This window comes from Pseudoalteromonas holothuriae, assembly GCF_945859825.1.
Taxonomy (GTDB): domain Bacteria; phylum Pseudomonadota; class Gammaproteobacteria; order Enterobacterales; family Alteromonadaceae; genus Pseudoalteromonas; species Pseudoalteromonas holothuriae.
Map to the genome: position 1 here is coordinate 80,257 of NZ_CAMAPC010000004.1, position 17,626 is coordinate 97,882.

At 41.2% G+C, this 17,626-nt stretch carries 15 protein-coding genes and 1 riboswitch; of the genes, 6 read left to right on the forward strand and 9 right to left on the reverse strand.

What is annotated here, in order from left to right; genetic code table 11:
• Positions 1–6 precede the first annotated feature (6 nt).
• Positions 7–3,108 carry an efflux RND transporter permease subunit gene (locus OCI93_RS06735; RefSeq protein WP_261626087.1) on the forward strand — a complete coding sequence of 1,034 codons (3,102 nt, stop codon included), beginning with the start codon at positions 7–9 and terminating at the stop codon, positions 3,106–3,108.
• Positions 3,101–3,631 (forward strand): peptide-methionine (S)-S-oxide reductase MsrA, encoded by a 531-nt coding sequence (gene msrA / locus OCI93_RS06740; protein ID WP_261626088.1) that lies wholly within the window; start codon positions 3,101–3,103, stop codon positions 3,629–3,631. The genes OCI93_RS06735 and msrA overlap by 8 nt, the downstream gene beginning before the upstream one ends.
• A 60-nt stretch (positions 3,632–3,691) precedes the next feature.
• On the opposite strand, the gene OCI93_RS06745 is transcribed toward msrA, so the two are convergent.
• Positions 3,692–5,566: a TonB-dependent receptor domain-containing protein gene (locus OCI93_RS06745; protein ID WP_261626089.1), complete on the reverse strand. Its 1,875-nt coding sequence runs from the start codon at positions 5,564–5,566 to the stop codon at positions 3,692–3,694.
• Positions 5,567–5,603: 37 nt separating this feature from the next.
• Positions 5,604–5,755, reverse strand: a riboswitch (cobalamin riboswitch).
• A 143-nt stretch (positions 5,756–5,898) separates the two neighbouring features.
• Positions 5,899–6,381: a YajQ family cyclic di-GMP-binding protein gene (locus OCI93_RS06750; protein ID WP_261593133.1), complete on the reverse strand. Its 483-nt coding sequence runs from the start codon at positions 6,379–6,381 to the stop codon at positions 5,899–5,901.
• Between the two features lie 142 nt (positions 6,382–6,523).
• Between OCI93_RS06750 and OCI93_RS06755 the strand changes: the two genes are divergently transcribed.
• Together OCI93_RS06755 and OCI93_RS06760 are read left to right on the forward strand one after the other, a co-directional pair.
• The gene (locus OCI93_RS06755) at positions 6,524–6,874 is read left to right on the forward strand and encodes a VanZ family protein (protein ID WP_261593134.1); all 351 of its coding nucleotides are present in this window, start codon (positions 6,524–6,526) and stop codon (positions 6,872–6,874) included.
• Complete coding sequence (locus OCI93_RS06760) at positions 6,867–7,766, forward strand: ketopantoate reductase family protein (protein ID WP_261626090.1); 900 nt, start codon at positions 6,867–6,869, stop codon at positions 7,764–7,766. Before OCI93_RS06755 ends, OCI93_RS06760 begins: the two co-directional genes overlap by 8 nt.
• A gap of 40 nt (positions 7,767–7,806) precedes the next feature.
• Here OCI93_RS06760 and thiI read toward each other — a convergent pair whose 3' ends face one another.
• Both thiI and OCI93_RS06770 read right to left on the reverse strand, forming a co-directional pair.
• Positions 7,807–9,267, reverse strand: a complete 1,461-nt coding sequence (gene thiI, locus OCI93_RS06765) for a tRNA uracil 4-sulfurtransferase ThiI (protein ID WP_261626091.1) — start codon at positions 9,265–9,267, stop codon at positions 7,807–7,809.
• 104 nt (positions 9,268–9,371) lie between these two features.
• On the reverse strand, positions 9,372–10,028 hold the full coding sequence (locus OCI93_RS06770) for a TetR/AcrR family transcriptional regulator (RefSeq protein ID WP_261593137.1): 657 nt from the start codon (positions 10,026–10,028) through the stop codon (positions 9,372–9,374).
• A 189-nt stretch (positions 10,029–10,217) separates the two neighbouring features.
• Between OCI93_RS06770 and coaD the strand changes: the two genes are divergently transcribed.
• Together coaD and OCI93_RS06780 are read left to right on the forward strand one after the other, a co-directional pair.
• Entirely contained in the window at positions 10,218–10,700 is a 483-nt protein-coding gene (gene coaD / locus OCI93_RS06775) for a pantetheine-phosphate adenylyltransferase (protein ID WP_261593138.1), read from the forward strand.
• Complete coding sequence (locus OCI93_RS06780) at positions 10,697–12,067, forward strand: capsule assembly Wzi family protein (protein WP_261593139.1); 1,371 nt, start codon at positions 10,697–10,699, stop codon at positions 12,065–12,067. Before coaD ends, OCI93_RS06780 begins: the two co-directional genes overlap by 4 nt.
• A gap of 24 nt (positions 12,068–12,091) precedes the next feature.
• Here OCI93_RS06780 and OCI93_RS06785 read toward each other — a convergent pair whose 3' ends face one another.
• From OCI93_RS06785 to OCI93_RS06805, 5 genes are all read right to left on the reverse strand, one after another.
• Positions 12,092–12,655, reverse strand: a complete 564-nt coding sequence (locus OCI93_RS06785) for a hypothetical protein (RefSeq protein WP_261593140.1) — start codon at positions 12,653–12,655, stop codon at positions 12,092–12,094.
• 561 nt (positions 12,656–13,216) lie between these two features.
• Positions 13,217–13,387 (reverse strand): hypothetical protein, encoded by a 171-nt coding sequence (locus OCI93_RS06790; RefSeq protein ID WP_261593141.1) that lies wholly within the window; start codon positions 13,385–13,387, stop codon positions 13,217–13,219.
• A 202-nt stretch (positions 13,388–13,589) separates the two neighbouring features.
• Complete coding sequence (argH, locus tag OCI93_RS06795) at positions 13,590–15,455, reverse strand: argininosuccinate lyase (RefSeq protein WP_261593142.1); 1,866 nt, start codon at positions 15,453–15,455, stop codon at positions 13,590–13,592.
• 23 nt (positions 15,456–15,478) lie between these two features.
• Positions 15,479–16,684, reverse strand: coding sequence for an argininosuccinate synthase (locus OCI93_RS06800; protein ID WP_261593143.1), 1,206 nt, complete (start codon positions 16,682–16,684; stop codon positions 15,479–15,481).
• A 13-nt stretch (positions 16,685–16,697) separates the two neighbouring features.
• Positions 16,698–17,618: an ornithine carbamoyltransferase gene (locus OCI93_RS06805; RefSeq protein WP_261593144.1), complete on the reverse strand. Its 921-nt coding sequence runs from the start codon at positions 17,616–17,618 to the stop codon at positions 16,698–16,700.
• Positions 17,619–17,626: the final 8 nt, after the last annotated feature.

The window sequence follows — 17,626 nt, forward strand, 5'->3', positions numbered from 1 at the left end:
TAGAACGTGAAGATTACAGATACCGCCGTTAAACGGCCCGTCTTTGCTGTAGTTATCAACTTACTATTGCTGACCTTTGGTATTGTCGCATTTAGTATGTTGCCACTTAGAGAGTACCCTGATATTGAAAGCCCCATAGTAAGTGTAAGCACAAACTATACAGGTGCATCGAGTGAAGTCGTTGAAGCAAAAATAACCCAAGTACTGGAAAATCGAATCTCCGGCATTGAGGGTATAAAAAGCATTAACTCTTCAAGTCGAAATGGGCGTTCAAACATTACCATAGAGTTTAACATTGACCGTGATATTGACGCTGCAGCCAACGACGTGCGAGAGCGCGTATCAAGGGCGTTAGATAGCCTGCCTGAACAGGTTCGCCCGCCAGAAGTGTCTAAATCAAATTCAGATGAAAGCCCCATAGCTTGGTTTGTACTAAATAGTGAAACTATGGATACCTTACAACTTTCAGATTACGCACAGCGCTTTATCGTTGACCGTATCGCGGTCGTTGATGGCGTTTCTAACGTGCGTATTGGTGGCGAACGTCAATACGCCATGAAGGTTTGGCTTGATAGACGCGCGATGGCAGCACGCGATATTACCAGCAGTGATATAGAACAAGTACTAAGGCGCGAAAATGTGGAGTTGCCAGCTGGAGAAATTGAATCACTTGATAGAGATTTTGCTGTTCGTATCGCTCGAAGCTATAAAACGCAAAGTGACTTTGAGAATTTAGTCATCAAACGTGGTGAACAAGGCTACCTTGTGAGACTAAAAGAAGTGGCTAATGTCCACCTCGAGGCGGTAGATGATGAGAGTACCTTTCGTGGTAATGGTAAAAACATGATAGGGCTTGGGATTGTCAAACAAGCTAAAGCAAACACCCTCGATGTCGTCGATAATGCTCGACAAGAACTAGAAAAAATTAAGCGCAATTTACCAACAGGTACCACCATACAAGACAGTTATGACTCCTCTGTATTTATCCGCGAATCGATCAATGAAGTTTACCGTACTCTCGCCATTGCAATGGCTCTCGTCGTAGCGGTGATTTTTCTATTTTTAGGTAACATAAGAGCAACTTTGGTGCCTGCAGTCACAGTGCCTGTAGCACTCATATCAACATTTATGTTTTTGCTCGCCATGGGGTATTCTATAAATCTACTCACTTTGCTCGCACTCGTTTTGGCGATTGGCCTTGTGGTTGATGATACCATCGTTATGCTAGAGAACATTCACCGCCGAATTGAACTAGGAGAGCCCCCCCTTCTTGCAGCATTTCGTGGCGCTCGACAAGTTGGGTTTGCGATTGTTGCCACTACTTTAGTACTTGTCGCTGTCTTTGTACCTTTAGTGTTTATGGATGGTCGAATTGGTGCGCTGTTTACAGAATTTGCCATGGCAGTAAGCGCTGCAGTGTTGTTTTCAAGCGTGACCGCACTGACTCTTTCCCCTGCACTATGCTCAAAAGTACTAAAGCCAAGTAAAAAAGAGAACCGCTTTACTCAGTGGGTGGAAAAGCGACTTGTTAGTTTAGAGCAAAGTTATCAAAAAGCTCTGCAAAATAATCTAGCCCGCAAGTACAGCTTGATAATAACCCTTGCACTTGCTGGGTTTGCAAGCTTTGCATTGCTACAGCAAATACCTTCAGAGCTGACGCCAAAAGAGGATAGAGGGACATTTTTCATTATGATGAATGGCCCAGAAGGTGCCAGTTATGAAAATAACTTAGCAAATATGGAGCAAATTGAGCAACGTTTATTGCCTTATGTTGATAAAGGTGAATTAAGTCGAGTGCTAGTGCGTGTACCCGGCTGGGGCGGCCAAGGTGGTGTTGCTATCGTTGGCATGCCAAATTGGGATGAACGAAAACGCTCATCTTGGGATGTAATGGCAGAGATAAGTAGCACTATGCGAGAAGTTACAGATGTACGTGCTTTCGCAATTATGCGCCGAGGCATTGGTGGTGGTGGTCAATCCAGACCCATCGAGTTTGTTCTACAAGGTAATGATTATGATGAGCTCGTTCAGTGGCGTGATAAGATTATTACACGCGCCCAACAAAACCCAGGGTTAGTTAGAATTGATCATGACTATAAAGAAACCTTCCCACAATTTTTAATTAGCATAGATAAAACAAAAGCAGCCGATTTAGGCGTCTCAGTAAATGACATTGGTCAAACTCTTGAGACCATGCTCGGTCAGCGCCGAGCGACCACCTTTATCGACCGCGGCGAAGAGTACGATGTGATTTTAAAAGGCACTAAATCAGACTTTAATGCCCCTAATGACATTCACAATATCTTCGTCAAATCTCGCACTGATGAGCTGGTTCCTTTAGATAGCTTGATCAGCATACATGAAGAGGCCACTGCAGCCAGCCTAAATAGATTTAACCGTATGCGTGCTATCACAATTACCGCCAACTTGGCTGATAACTACACATTAGCCGAAGCTTTGACATTTTTAAATGATGTTGCCGCACAAGAAAATAATATAGATGGTGCCGTTGATTATAAAGGTGAGTCGCAGCTCTACTACGAAGGAGCATCTGCTATGACCTACGTATTTATTTTGGCCCTAACTGTCACCTTTTTAGTATTAGCCGCACAATTTGAAAGCTTTGTTCACCCTCTTGTTATCATGTTAACGGTGCCTCTTGGACTCGTTGGTGCATTGTATGGGCTACATATCACAGGTAATAGTCTCAATATTTACAGTCAAATTGGGATAGTTATGCTCATAGGGTTAAGTGCTAAAAATGGTATTTTAATCGTTGAATTTGCCAACCAACTACGCGATAAGGGTATCGCATTTGAGCAAGCAATTATCGATGCATCTGTACAGCGTTTACGCCCGATAATCATGACTTCATTAACCACGGTTATGAGTGCTATTCCATTGGTTTTAGCAACAGGACCTGGGGCTGAGAGCCGTATGGTTATTGGCGTGGTTATATTTGCAGGGGTAAGTATTGCAACCATACTTACCTTGTTTATTATTCCATGCGCCTATAATCTTCTGGCTAAACATACCCAGTCCCCAGAATTTATCAGTCAAAAGTTAGCGACTCAAGCAAATGAGCACAAGGAGTTAGAAAATGACTAAGTTACAAACAGCCACCTTTGGTGGTGGTTGCTTTTGGTGTATTGACGCCGCTTTTCGCCAAGTAAAAGGGGTTTTAGAGGTACGCTCAGGTTATAGTGGCGGACACACAGAGCAGCCGACTTATCAGCATATTTGCCAAGGCAATACCGGTCATGCTGAGGTTGTAGAAATTCAGTTTGACAGTGAAATCGTCAGTTATGAGCAACTCTTAGAAATGTTTTTTACCTTACATGATCCCACGCAACTTAACCGCCAAGGGAATGATACTGGCACACAATACCGTAGTGTGGTTTTTTATCATGACGATCAGCAACAGCAGCAAGCTAAAACCATGATCACAACCATTCAAAGCCAATATACCAACCCTGTGGTCACCGAGCTCAGTAGTGCAAGCACATTTTACAGTGCCGAGTCTTATCACCAAGATTACTACACAAATAACCCTAATCAGGGCTATTGCAGTATCCTCATTGCACCTAAATTAGCTAAGTTTCAGCAGCAGTTTCAAAGCTTATTAAAGTAAATAGAGCACATGAAAAAAGCCAGTTATATCAAACTGGCTTTTTATATTTAACGACCGCAATTAAAAATTAACCGTCGCTCCTACATAAGCTTGTCTACCTTGTGGTACATACCCTAAAGTACTCCCATCGGTAGCAATACCAGTACCTGCAGTAATATACGCTTTATCCGTGATATTATCTAATCTTGCCGTTAACTTAAGGTTATCAAATAACGCATAATTAGCCGCTAAGTTAAATATGGTATACGCACTTAAAGTTCTTTCAAATGCGTTAAACTGGCTATCATATAAAGCAATACTCGGTCTTGAAGAGCGATATTGCATTGCAACATTCACATCTAACTTATCCCAAGACTTTGACAACGTATAATTAAAAGTAGTATCCGGTCTGCGCACCAGCTTTTTACCCGTGCTATTATCTTTGGCATCTAATAAGGTTAAATTAATTGTATGCTCTAACCCCCATACCGAAGCTGAAGCCGATAGCTCAACGCCTTTCATACTCGCTTTATCAACGTTGCTGGCAATATACTTGCCCGTTTCATTTGGCAAGTTAACAATCAACTTGTTAATACGATTATTGAAGATTGCCACATCATATTGTCCCCAGCCTGTCTCAAGAGAAACGCCCACCTCACTGTTACTTGCTTCTTCAGGCTCAATATCAGGATTTGGTATGTACCAAGGACTATTTTTAACGTAGGCTTGCGTCAGTGTTGGTGCTCTAAAAGCGGTGCCATGATTAACCCTAAATGTCACCGTATCATTAGGTTTAAAGCCAAAACCTGCCGTGTAAGTGTTGGCACGGCCATGAAAATCATAATCATCGCTTCTTGCCACAATATTTGCTAGCCATGGACCTTGGTTGTAAAACCCACCCACAAATACGGCTTTATTAGTACGCTCAGAATGCGTAAATTCTGCCGACGCTTCTGAGAGGTCTTCATTTAAACGGTTCATACCAGCGGTCAGTTGCACCGCTTTAGACCAGCGATACAAGGCTCGATACTCAAGTTCAACACGCTTTGTGCTATAAATATCATGCTCAGGCGTACCTATTTGAGTATTTTCTTCTTGTGATGTACTTACACTTGCATAGTGCCCAAATACACCTTGCTGCTTTTTCCAAGCAAACTTTGCAGTATAGTTTTCAAACTCATAGGCATCGTTGCCCCAAGCATTATCATACTCAGCATCGCCTTCACTGTATTGCGCTAATGCAGAAAGCTGCCCTATATATGCATTATCGTAGCTAAGGTTAAAGCCTACGTTTTTATTATTGTAGCCATCACTATCATGATTTTTACCCCGTGCCATAGCAGCATCTTTACCTGTTACGTCATACCCTTTTGTATCTTCATAACCAAGATTAAAGCGCAAAGACAAGGCGTCAGATGACATGTATCCAGCTTGCTGGTAAGCCACGTAGTTGTGGCTACCAGACGTTAAGCTAATTTGATGTTGCTCGGCTTGACGTGTAATGATGTTAATTACGCCAGCTAATGCATCGGAGCCGTAAATCGCAGCTCTAGCACCTTTAACGACCTCAACGCGCTCAATACTATTAAGTGGAATATTAGTAAATGACACGCTACCAGAATTTGCATCACTAATACGCACCCCATCAACCAAAACCAATACATGTTTAGTCGCAGCGCCACGTAAAAATACGCTAGTTTGTTGACCAAAGCCGCCATTTCTTATTATATCAACACCCGCAACGGTATTAAGTAACGAAGGTAAATCTCTTACATTACTTCGCTCTATTTGCGCACGCTCAATCACATTGACTGTTGCCAATGTATTATTTATTGCCTGCTCAAATTTGTTTGCCGTAACTGTAATTCGCTCAATGTCGTGAAAGGTTTCTTGTGCACCAACACAAGAAGACACAGCAGCTAAAATTGCCACCGCCAAAATAGATTTGTTTTGCATGATATTCCCAAACCTGCGCCCACCGCACAAGTAATACAAGTAAGTTGACTTCAAGGCCGGTCTCCGGACTTTGCCTATAAAGGCATCACCGTTGCGGGGGCAGTGTTGGATTACAGTCATTCCTATGACTTTCACCAACTTCCCGATTATCTTAGCAATTAAACTGATATTTTCACTATCACGATAATACACTGTATTATTATCGAGCTAAGCACCTTGAATAGAGGCGCTATTGTGCGAACTTTAGAAAGGATTGTCAATGGACGTCTAGAAACCTAAAGTAAGCATTTTACTTACTTTAGGCTGTATTGAGGGTATTGGCACGCAGCCTATTAATCGCGAAAGTTCTTAAACTGGAAAGGTTGACCAAGTTCAGCACCACGTACTAACTGCATAGCTTCTTGTAAGTCATCACGCTTTTTACCTGTTACACGTACTTCTTCACCTTGGATTGCAACTTGAACCTTAATTTTTGCATCTTTGATGAGTTTCACTAACTTCTTGGCCATCTCTTTTTCGATACCTTGTTTTAGCGTCACTTTACGTGAAACATGCTTACCCGCACGTTCAATATCTTTTAATTCAAGACTGGCAACATCTAATCCACGCTTAGAGGCCTTACTCGCTAGTATGTCAAATAGTTGCATAACTTGAGGGTCAGCTTCAGCCTTTAAAGTAATGACCTCACTATTGAGTTCAATAGACGCGTCAACTCCCCTAAAATCGTAACGGGTTTCTAGTTCTCGTTTGGCGTTATCAACGGCATTTTTTGCTTCTGTTATTTCGATTTCAGACACAATGTCAAAAGAAGGCATGTTATTCTCCTAAAATATGAATGACTCAATTATATCAATCAAAATAAGAATGTGGGTAAAAAAGTGATATTCACCCACCAGCCAGTTTTCGATGATATACTGACCGCCAAAATTAGCGGCTATTATTCAAGTAGGAAGTTTTGTGACAAGGCGGGTTTATCAAGTTTTACTTTTAGTAACTTTAGCTGTATGTACTTATTTATTTGCTAAAGAATTTCAACATTCAGGCGTACGCATTGAACATGCTGATAAAATAGTACATTTTGTGATCTTTTTTGCGCTAGCTTTTATCATGCACCATGCCTTTAAGTGGCCCATGATAGTTCAACTGGTACTATTAGCCAGCTATGGCATTGGCATAGAAGTTATGCAAGGTACACTACCTCACCGACAAGCGTCATTGGGTGATTTTATTGCAGATTTTTGCGGCGCACTTAGTTATTACCTCTGCTATTTAATATTTACTAAGTGGCGCTCAAAAAAGTATGGCTAACGTCCATATTCTTGGCGCTGGTGCCGTTGGTCTCTCATTTGCTCATGCGCTCAGTAAGCAACATAATGTCACGATTATATCGCGCCACAATGTAGTGCATGATTGGCAATATAGTGAGCAACAGCAAACTGCAAAAATTAATGCTCAAACTCTTCAGTTAAATCACCTTAAGCCATACAAAGAGGCGATAGAAAACTGCTTTATTTGCGTCAAATCTTATCAGCTCTGGCAAGCGATTACAGATGTGCTACCACATTTAGCTGACCACGCTAATATCTTAATAAGCCATAACGGAATGCAAGATATTAAAGCCGTCAGTAAACAACTAACACCGAATCAGGCACTGTACTTTGTGAGTACTGCAAGAGGCGCTTTAAAGCTTAGTGCATATCATGTACACGCAACCGGCCAAGGCGACACTTATCTAGGCGCTTGTAACGAGCTAGCTCGCAGCAATATTCAATCCATATATCATAATTTTTTTGCAACCTTGTTATCACCGAGCTTTATGCATGACGATATTCAGCTATTGCGTTGGCAAAAGTTAATCGTCAACATTGCGATTAATCCACTGAGCGCACTTCATCAGATCCCTAACGGTCATTTACGTCACCCCCGTTTTGCCAGCACCATTTTAGTATTACTTAACGAAGCCTGCGTTGTTGCAAAAAAAGTAGATATCAATTTGCCATTATCAGATGCATTAGACAGCGCGTATCTCGTTATGAAACGCACTAGTTGTAACTACTCATCGATGGCGCAAGATGTAAAGCATGGTAGGAAAACTGAAATTGATGCCATTTGTGGGTACGTCGTAACTCTTGCCAAGCAGTTTAACATTGCAGTACCACAGAATGAACAACTACTACAGGCTATAAAAAGTAGGCATTAAAAAAGCCGAGTTACCTCGGCTTTTTTAATCAATTAAACCTTTATTCAGGCTTATAAACTTTAACATTCATAAAACCATTCTCATGTAAGATCAACGCCTGAAGTTGGCTCATAACACCTTTTGCACAATACAAGTAGTACTCCTTATCTTGCGGTAAATCAGCAAACTTAGTGGCGATGCGGAAAAAAGGTAAATGCACAACGTCAACACCTTCTATCTCTAATGGGTTGGCATCTTCTTCATCAGGGGCACGAATATCTAAAATAACCCCATTGGCTGGTAACTCGCTAGCGCTTTCGGCTTCTTTAACTTCTTCTTTAGCTTCAGCTTCAATATCTCGAATGTCTTTAACTGTAGCGTTTTTAACTACCGTATCTAAGATATCAAAATCGAATTTTTGCTCTTCAGCTAAAATAGTTGCCAATTTAGCTTTTACCGTTGGTTTTTTAGAAATAACCCCACAATATTCAGGCATCGCTTCTGCCATTTCTACAGTGCCAATCTCTCGCGCTATTTTTATAATGTCCGCTTTATCATGCTGAATAAGCGGGCGCACAATGAGTGTCTCGGTCACACGGTCAATTACATTTAAGTTAGCCAACGTTTGACTTGATACCTGACCAATACTTTCACCAGTGACAAGGGCAGGAATATTAAGCTTTTCTGCGACTTGACTGCCTGCTCGCATCATCATGCGCTTGAGTACAACACCCATCTGGCCATTTTCAACATTTTCTAATATTTCCGCGACCACAGGCTCAAAATCAACAGTAATAAACTTCACTTTATGCGTAGAGCTATATCGTTTCCATAAATAATGACTAACTTGTTTAACACCAATTTCATGGGCTGCTCCCCCTAGGTTAAAAAACAAGAAGTGAGTGCGAGCTCCTTTACGGATCATTTGATAAGTAGCCACCCCTGAATCAAAACCACCAGAGATAAGTGATAACACATCTTCTTGACTAGGCAGCGGGAATCCACCAATTCCATAATGAGTATGAGTAACGATATAAGCTAGCGCATCTTTAATTTCAATCTTAACCGTTATATCCGGTTTGCTGAGTTTTACTTTGGCACCGGCAACATTTTGATTCAACCCACCACCGACGTAGCGCTCAACGTCGCTAGAAGTAAAGTCATGTTGACCATTGCGCTTTACTCGAACACAAAAAGTTTTATTTTCAATTGTGTGACCCGCTAACTCTAGAGTACGCTGATAAATATCATCAATACTTTCATAAGCTGTTTCTTGCACTTCAATAAATTGCACTATACCGGGCACACGCTTTAAATTATCAATAAGCGCTTCACGCGTTTGAGCATCTGATTTATCACTCACTACTGTAATATTGTCCCAGTTATTTTTTACTTTTACCTGTTCATCAAAGCGGCTTAGGATAATTTTAATGTTCTTCTCTAATAACTTAGTGAAGCGTTTACGGACTGATTTACTTTTTATGGCAATTTCAGGGTGCAGTTTGACGATAAATTTAAACATAGAAACAACTCTTTTGCGTGGCGAATGCGCGCCGGAACATCGGGCGCGCGATTATAGCAAATTTCTAAGCGTCTAGGAAATAAACAAACCACTTTAGCGATTTATTACGCAATACTTGGTAGCGATTCGTCGGCAAGCGTTTGATATTGCAATTGTAAGCTTTGAATTTTATCAACGCTTAAATCTGTACAGTATGGCTTAAATAGCATAAGCACTTTAACAATCCCATTATAGATATCTTGTTGCTCTAAAACGCCTGTCATTCTGCGCGCTTTGACATAAGGCGTCCAGAAGCTCACCGTCATTTTTAGCATATGCGCCAACTCTTTGGCATCTTCATCAGTAATATCAATCACTTTGCTGGTTCTTAAGCCAATGACGACCGAACGAACTTGCTCGAAAAGATCGGTTTGAAACTCTATATAGTGTTTTTTTAATACCCCATCTCTTGCCAAGATATCAGTCAGATTGTCGTAAAAAAAGTGATAACGCCACATTAAATCAAATAGCGAGTCCAGATATTTAGTCAGTTGCTCAAGTGGCTCAAATTCGGTATCCAATGGTTTAAAGTGAATACTTAAATGCTCACGATATAAAGAAAATATATTACGAATAATGTCTTCTTTATTTTTAAAATGATAATACAAATTGCCCGGACTAATCCCCAAGTTGGAGGCAATATGATTCGTCGTAATCGCTCTTTCACCATGAAGGTTAAATAGCGCAATGCTGGTACGAATGATTTTTTCCTTGGTATTCATATCCTGATCTCTTTGACACGCGATTAATATTAGGGTGTGTTTCACTAACTGGGTCAGTATAGTCAATTAGTAACTCTGAAAATAGCACTAAAGGGTATATGATATAAGCCTAGATAGTGCAAAGCAGACCAGTGAAATATCTGTAAAATATTGCTACCATAGGGCAAATTTTTTAGCCGGCACAGTGTTATGAAAGTTACAGCTTTATACCCAGGTACTTTTGATCCCCTCACTAATGGTCATGCAGATTTAATTAAACGTGCAGCAAAAATGTTTGATGTTGTTTTACTTGCGATAGCACACAATCCAAATAAGCAACCCTGCTTTTCGCTGGATGAAAGAGTGTCACTCGCTGAACAAATACTAGCTGAGCATAAAAATGTTAAGGTCATTGGTTTTTCAGGACTTTTAGTTGATTTAGCAAAGCAGCAAAATGCCAATGTTTTGATCCGAGGAATACGTGCAGTATCAGACTTTGATTACGAATTTCAGCTCGCTAATATGAATCGCCGTCTTAACCCTGACCTCGAAAGCGTGTTTTTAACCCCCTCTGAACGTAACTCTTTTATCTCTTCTACTTTGGTAAAAGAAGTGGCTTTACACAAAGGGGATGTGAGTGAATTTGTTCACCCGCTCGTAGCTCAAGCTTTACAGGAAAAATTACACGGATGAAATTATCATATTTAAGTGCCGTACTTTCACTCACATTAAGCAGCTATGCATTTGCAAGCCCTTGGATAAATGCCGATGAAAGTGAGCTTAAACACTCTGTAGATACACTAGTCAGTCATGGTTTAATCAACCGACCAGTAAATCAGTACCCATTATTGTGGCAAGGTTTGATACAAGACTTAGCTCAGATAGAGAGTAGTGAGAATCATAATATCCCAGAGCAAGCCCAGTTTGCATTAGCGCATGTTCGCCATGCTCTAGCGCAAGCCAAACGAGAACGATACTCTAGCGTAAAAGCACATTTTAATGATGAGCCTGCATTACAAGAAGGCATGGGGGAGCGACAAGCATCTCAATCTGGCGTTTCAAGTTACGGTGTTATTACAGGCAACCATGTTAGCGCTAAAGTACAAGTCAATTACACCGACGACGCATTAGATGCTAAACAAATCAACCATTACGGTAGTCACTTAGCAATACTATATGATAATTGGGCACTTAGTGTAGAGCGACTTAATTATTGGTGGGGGCCTGCCAATGACAATGCATTAATGCTGTCAAACAACGCCGCACCAATGACTGCAGCACGTATTAGCCGTGCCAATAGCAATTACTCTGGACCATCATTATTTTCATTTATTGGCCCATGGCAAGTAACCGCCATTGCAGCTAAACAAAAACCGAACTTGACCAGTAAGCGCAACGGCGACTTTTGGGGGTTGCGCCTATCAAGCTCACCACTTAAAGGGCTAGAACTGGCATTTAGCACGACATCAAGTGACTTTGTATTTGAGCAACCCATACTCGAGGAGCAGCCCAATATAAAGCAGCGCCTAACCAGTATTGATGTTAAATATGCAGGCATTTTATTTACACAACCAATAGCTGTTTATGCTGAAGTTGCAGGTAATAACGACAATGGTCCATTGCCAAAGGAGCAGTTATTTACCATTGGCGTAGAACACTACGCAGGTAATGCTGAATATCGCTTAAAAAGTTATCTGGAATACACCGATGGTACCACTGATTGCCAAGCCCAACAGGCAAGTTTTCAATGTGGCTTTGCAACGCAAGCTGGCGGTTCAGACTATACCCAGCGTTCACAATGGTTAGGCATGGCTATTGGTCCACAAGCAAAAAGCGTGACATTGGCAGCTGATTACCGTCGCCTTGGCGGGGTTGGTGGCTATACCAAACTAAAGTTTATCGACTTTGAACGTTTAGCGTTTGAGCGCACCTTACTTGAGGTTGGGTATCAACAGGGTCTGTTAAGTGGCTTAATGAAAACAGGCATCAGCATTTGGCATGACAATAACACCAACGACACCAAAAGTGCCGTTAAACTAAGCTGGGAGTACCAGTTTTAATCAACATTGAGTAAAGTGATACCGCTATATTTGTGGCTCACTTTGCTCTTTAACCAAACACTTTTTGCTGCCAAATCTCTTAGTGAGTGCTTGTTTCAGTACGCTTAACTTCAAAAAGTCTTTGTTGGTGAAAAGAGCAATAATAATTAAGGCATCAAATACTTTGATTGCTGTTGAATAAAAATACCAAAACCACCAAACCTCGTTAGTGCCTACTATATTTCTATCTATATATATAAGTGCATATAAGCAACTGTTGCATACCAAACCCAAGCATACATAAATAAACGAGTAAGTGTGCTCGATTTTAAGTAACTTATGTAATGCCCACAGCAGAAAGATAAGCTCAGCGTCATAGATAATCCAAAGCAGATATAAATTAATCAATTCATTAAAACTATATAAGTAGCTGCTCATCGCATATGAAGCTGTGACTAACCCTGACGTAATAATTAAAGATAAATTATTAACTTTTTTCAGCACAACCTTTGCAACAGCATGATAAGCAAAGGCCAATATCATACTAAAAGTAACTACCTTATCAAATAATAGCGGTAGCTCTTGGAAGAAGTAAGTATCATTTATCACTTTAAAAGCCGTTAATTCGACTGAACTTCAGAACGACTAAAATGCTTCGTTATTTTTCGTCCACCTTTGACTATGAACAAAAAATCTCGATTTATAATTAGCGCAACTACCATTAAAAAGTCAAATACATTGACCAATATGCTATAAGTTGTCCAAAACCACCAATGCTGCCTGTTCGCTAATAAGCTAATATCAATATGCATCAAGAGAAATAAGATACTATTTATCGATAAGCCAAGAAAAACATAAGTACTGGCTGTTGAAAACCGCAGTTTTAGCACTTTGTGCAGTAACCATATAAAGGATATTGTTACCAAATCAAAAGCAAGCCATATTAAATACTGAAAGCTAGTACCTAGAATTAGATCAAAGAAATGATTGCTCAAAAAATAAGAAATTGCCATAACACCAGATGAAAATAAAAGAGAACTATTTTGACTTAGCTTAAGTAAAAAGAAACTTAAATTAAAAATGAACGCAAGGATAAAGCCTAACACAACAATCGTTTCAAAATGCAGACTCAGTTCACCAAACAAAACAACCCCCTTTTAATTCTAAATATTAAAAACGAGTACTCTTAGGAGGGTAAGCACCACCACCACGAGCACCACTGATCTGTGATAATAACTCTTTATTTGATAGCACTTTAGCAGAAAGATCAAGGCTATGACTAGTCTCTGCATATGTACTTGTTCGTTTTTTAGATACTTTCATTGATTTAAGTAATTTCATTTTAACCTCATTTAGTAATTTAAGATGATAAAAATTATGTTAACTTTTCAGTTACAATTATGAGGCACTTAAAAGCAAAAAGTAGACCACTTTTTATTGGCGCTATCGAAGCTGGGTTAAATAAACAATTAAACAGGTTAAATAACAAAAATAAAAAAGGCGCTTGGGATCAGCCAAGCGCCTTTTGTCGTCTTCAGGGAGTTTAGGCAACAAATTGACACGGGATCACCGTACTTTTTGCCGCCTTTAATATAAATTCCATTGCCACTTCATCGCAGTTTTCTTTTCGCAAACACAGTTCGCAATCTTTCATTACTTTTTCTGGCAAAGTATCTTTGGTGCAATAACTGAACCCTTGCTTAGTGAAAAAGCCAGGTACGCGCGTTAACACAATAATGCGATTGAGAGCCAATTTGCGTGCTTTTACTAATAAATGCTCAACCAATTGCATACCTTGGCCTTTAACTGGTGCTTGAGGGTCAACACCTAATGAACGGATCTCAGCAAGTCCTGTGTCATAAATATATAAAGAGGCACAGCCTGTTACCTTGCCATTCACCACAGTAACTGCAAACTCGTTAATGGAGTGGATCATGTCACTTTTGGCACGCGGCAAGTTTTCGCCCACTTTAGCCCAGTGCTGAATGAGCTCTGCAATTGCGCCTACATCATCAAGTGTTGCGTCTCTGACTAAGATCTGCTGTTTTTTTTTCGCCACTCGCACTGCGCTTTCAACTTGGGTTACTGATGTTCCACCTAATGCCTGACGTGCAGCAATGCCCGCGTCAAGTTCAAGTACGGGATAAACCCCTTCATCAATCACATCACACACTTCTTGGAATGTCTCCAAGCTTAATTCTTCAAGGCTTTTGCCTTGTGCAATAGCGATTTGTACTAATTGACCAACAATATGATGCCCTTCTCTAAATGGAATACCCTTAGCCACCAAGTAATCAGCAAGTTCTGTGGCATTGGCATGCCCTCCTTTTGCCGCCTTGCGGGTTTTTTCACCATTGACCTTTATACCTTCAATACATGCTTGTGCCATATGAATACACGCAAGCCATGTTGGCATAGCATCAAAAAGCCCTTCTTTATCTTCTTGCATGTCTTTGTTATACGCCAGTGGCAATGCTTTTAAAGTCATCATCATGGCACTAAATGCCCCAAAGACCCGACCGGTTTTACCACGAATAAGCTCTAATGCATCTGGGTTTTTCTTTTGCGGCATTAAAGACGAGCCTGATGTAACATTATCCGCCAACTCGATAAAACCGGCTTCACCTGAGTTGTAAAAAATAAGGTCTTCAGCAAAACGAGATAAATGCATCATAGAAATGCTGGCACAACTGAGTAATTCAACCACAAAATCTCTATCGGATACCGCATCTAAGCTGTTACGACACGCGTGGCTAAACCCTAAATTCGTCGCCAATGTTTCTCTATCAACAGGGTATGCGGTGCCTGCCAAAGCACCACTGCCAAGTGGGCACACATTTAAGCGCATCAGTGCATCATGCAAGCGCGATTCATCTCGCTCCAGCATTTCAACATAGGCCATACACCAATGACTGAACAACACAGGTTGCGCACGCTGTAAATGCGTGTAGCCTGGCAAAATAGTGCCAAGTTCACGCTCTGCCAGTTCAACAAAAGCAGATTTAAGTGCACCTAAAGCCGCTAGCAATTGCTCTGCACTTTGACGGCTCCACAATCTAAAGTCGGTGGCTACTTGGTCGTTTCGACTACGCCCTGTGTGTAGTTTTTTAGCCAAATCTCCGACTTGCTCTATCAGCTTTGCTTCAACATAAGAGTGAATATCCTCATACCCAGCACTGGCTACCGCGCTTAAATCTTGTTGAACTTGCTCAAGTAACGCGTTTAAAGCACTCACTAAGTCTTGATGCTCTTGCTCGCTAAGCACTTTGACTTGCGCCAAAGCACCCGCCCAAGCAATAGATCCGACGATATCTTGCTCTGCCAATTGGTAGTCAAATGGCAAAGAATCATTAAACTGTTTAAATGCTGCATCTGGACCTGATGAAAAACGCCCGCCCCATAACGCCATGATATTTCTCCTAACGCGTTAAATTACGAGTTTTTATTTAATGCTGCTATACGACTAGACAGCGAAAATAAACGAATAAAGCCTTCGGCATGAGATTGGTCATACACATCATCTTCGCCAAAGGTGGCAAAGTCTTCGCTGTATAAACTGTTGACTGATTGCTTTTGTACCGCGCTTACTTGGCCTTTGTAGAGCTTTAATATTACTTCGCCAGTGGCCAATTCTGATAACGCCTCTGCACCGGCTAAAATTGAATCTTTAAGTGGTGTAAACCAACGCCCGTCATATACCAAATGGGCAAATTCGCCACCGAGTGTCTCTTTCCACTTTCGACTCGATTTATCAAGTACTAATTCGTCAATCGCTTGCAAAGCCGCCATAATAACCGTACCACCGGGGGTTTCGTAGCAACCGCGAGATTTCATACCAACCAAGCGGTTTTCAACAATATCAACACGCCCTACGCCATGTGCTGCAGCAATTTGATTAAGTTGTACTAAGCATTGATATGGGCTATAACGCTCGCCGTTAACAGCTACGACTTGTCCTTTTTCTACTACCACACTCACAAACTCCGGTTTATCTGGTGCTTGCTCTGGCGCGACTGTCATTGTCCAAACTTGCTCACTCGGTGGATTCCAAGGGTTTTCAAGCTCCCCGCCTTCATGAGAGATATGCCAAGCATTGGCGTCGCGACTATAAATTTTTGTGGCTGAAGCTGAACAAGGAATATTGCGCTCAGCTAAATAATCTAATAACGACTCACGGCTCGACAAGTCCCACTCTCGCCAAGGGGCTATTACTTTAAGATCGGGAGCTAGTGCAGCAAAGCATGCCTCAAAACGCACTTGGTCATTACCTTTGCCTGTACAACCATGCGAAAGGGCATCTGCGCCCACTTTTCGTGCCACTTCAACCTGCGCTTTAGCAATAATTGGTCGTGCCATTGATGTGCCAAGCAAATAAGTGCCTTCATAAATAGCCCCGGTTTTGAGAGTGGGATAAATATAGTCGCTTACCATCTGCTCTTTTAAGTCAACAACATGACACTCTGACGCACCTGAGGCAATGGCTTTTTCTTCAACACCAACAAGCTCCTCTTCGCCTTGACCCACGTCCGCTACAAAAGCAACTACTTCACAGCCATAATGCTCTTTTAGCCAAGGCACAATTGCAGATGTATCTAAACCACCAGAATAGGCCAATACAATTTTTTTAATTTCACTCATTTATTTTACATCCTTACACGTAATTTGGATTTAACAGAGAAACCAGCAAGGCATTCTGGGCATGCATGCGGTTTTGTGCTTGTTGAATAATTTTCGCGTTTTTGCCATCCATTACCTGTGAAGTTATCTCATATTCACGATGTGCGGGTTGGCAATGCAACACCGTACTAGCTCCTGTTTTTTCCAGCAGAGCTTGATTAATTTGATATGGCATAAAGGTTTGTTTGACCTGTTCAAGTGGTACATCATTACCCATCGATACCCAAGTATCTGCATAGAGAGCATTAGCCCCTACCGCAGCCTCAACACGATCGCTTATCAATACCGAAGCACCATTAGCGGCCGCTATTTGTTCCGCTTGCTTTACAATTTGCGCATCTGGCGAGTGACCCTTAGGACATACGGCAACAAAATCAGTCCCAAGTGTTGCTGCAAGCAACATTAAAGAGTGAGTCACGTTATTACCCTCTCCCAAATAAGCCAGTTTTAACTGGCTCACATCACCGTGAACTTCTTGCAAAGTTAAAAAATCTGCCAATGCTTGGCACGGATGATATAAGTGACACAAACTATTGACGACAGGCACTGATGCGTATTCGGCCATGGTAGTCAATGTGCAATGGCTGTTTACTCGCGCAACAATGCCATCAGCCCAAGTAGATATATTTAGTGCAAAGTCTTGCACTGATTCTCGGCTGCCCATCGCGCCATTTTGTTGGTCTAAGTAAACGGCATGTCCACCAAGCTTGTTGATGCCAATATCAAACGATAAACGTGTCCGTAAGCTCGGTTTTTCGTACAAGGTCACTATTGACTGTCCGGCCAATGCTTGTGCATATTCTTTTGGCTGATTTTTAATGTTCTGTGCCAAAGTGAGGAGTTGTAAAACTTGTGCCTGTTTGAGTTCAAGGCCAGTTAAAAAATGCTGAGTCATATTTAATT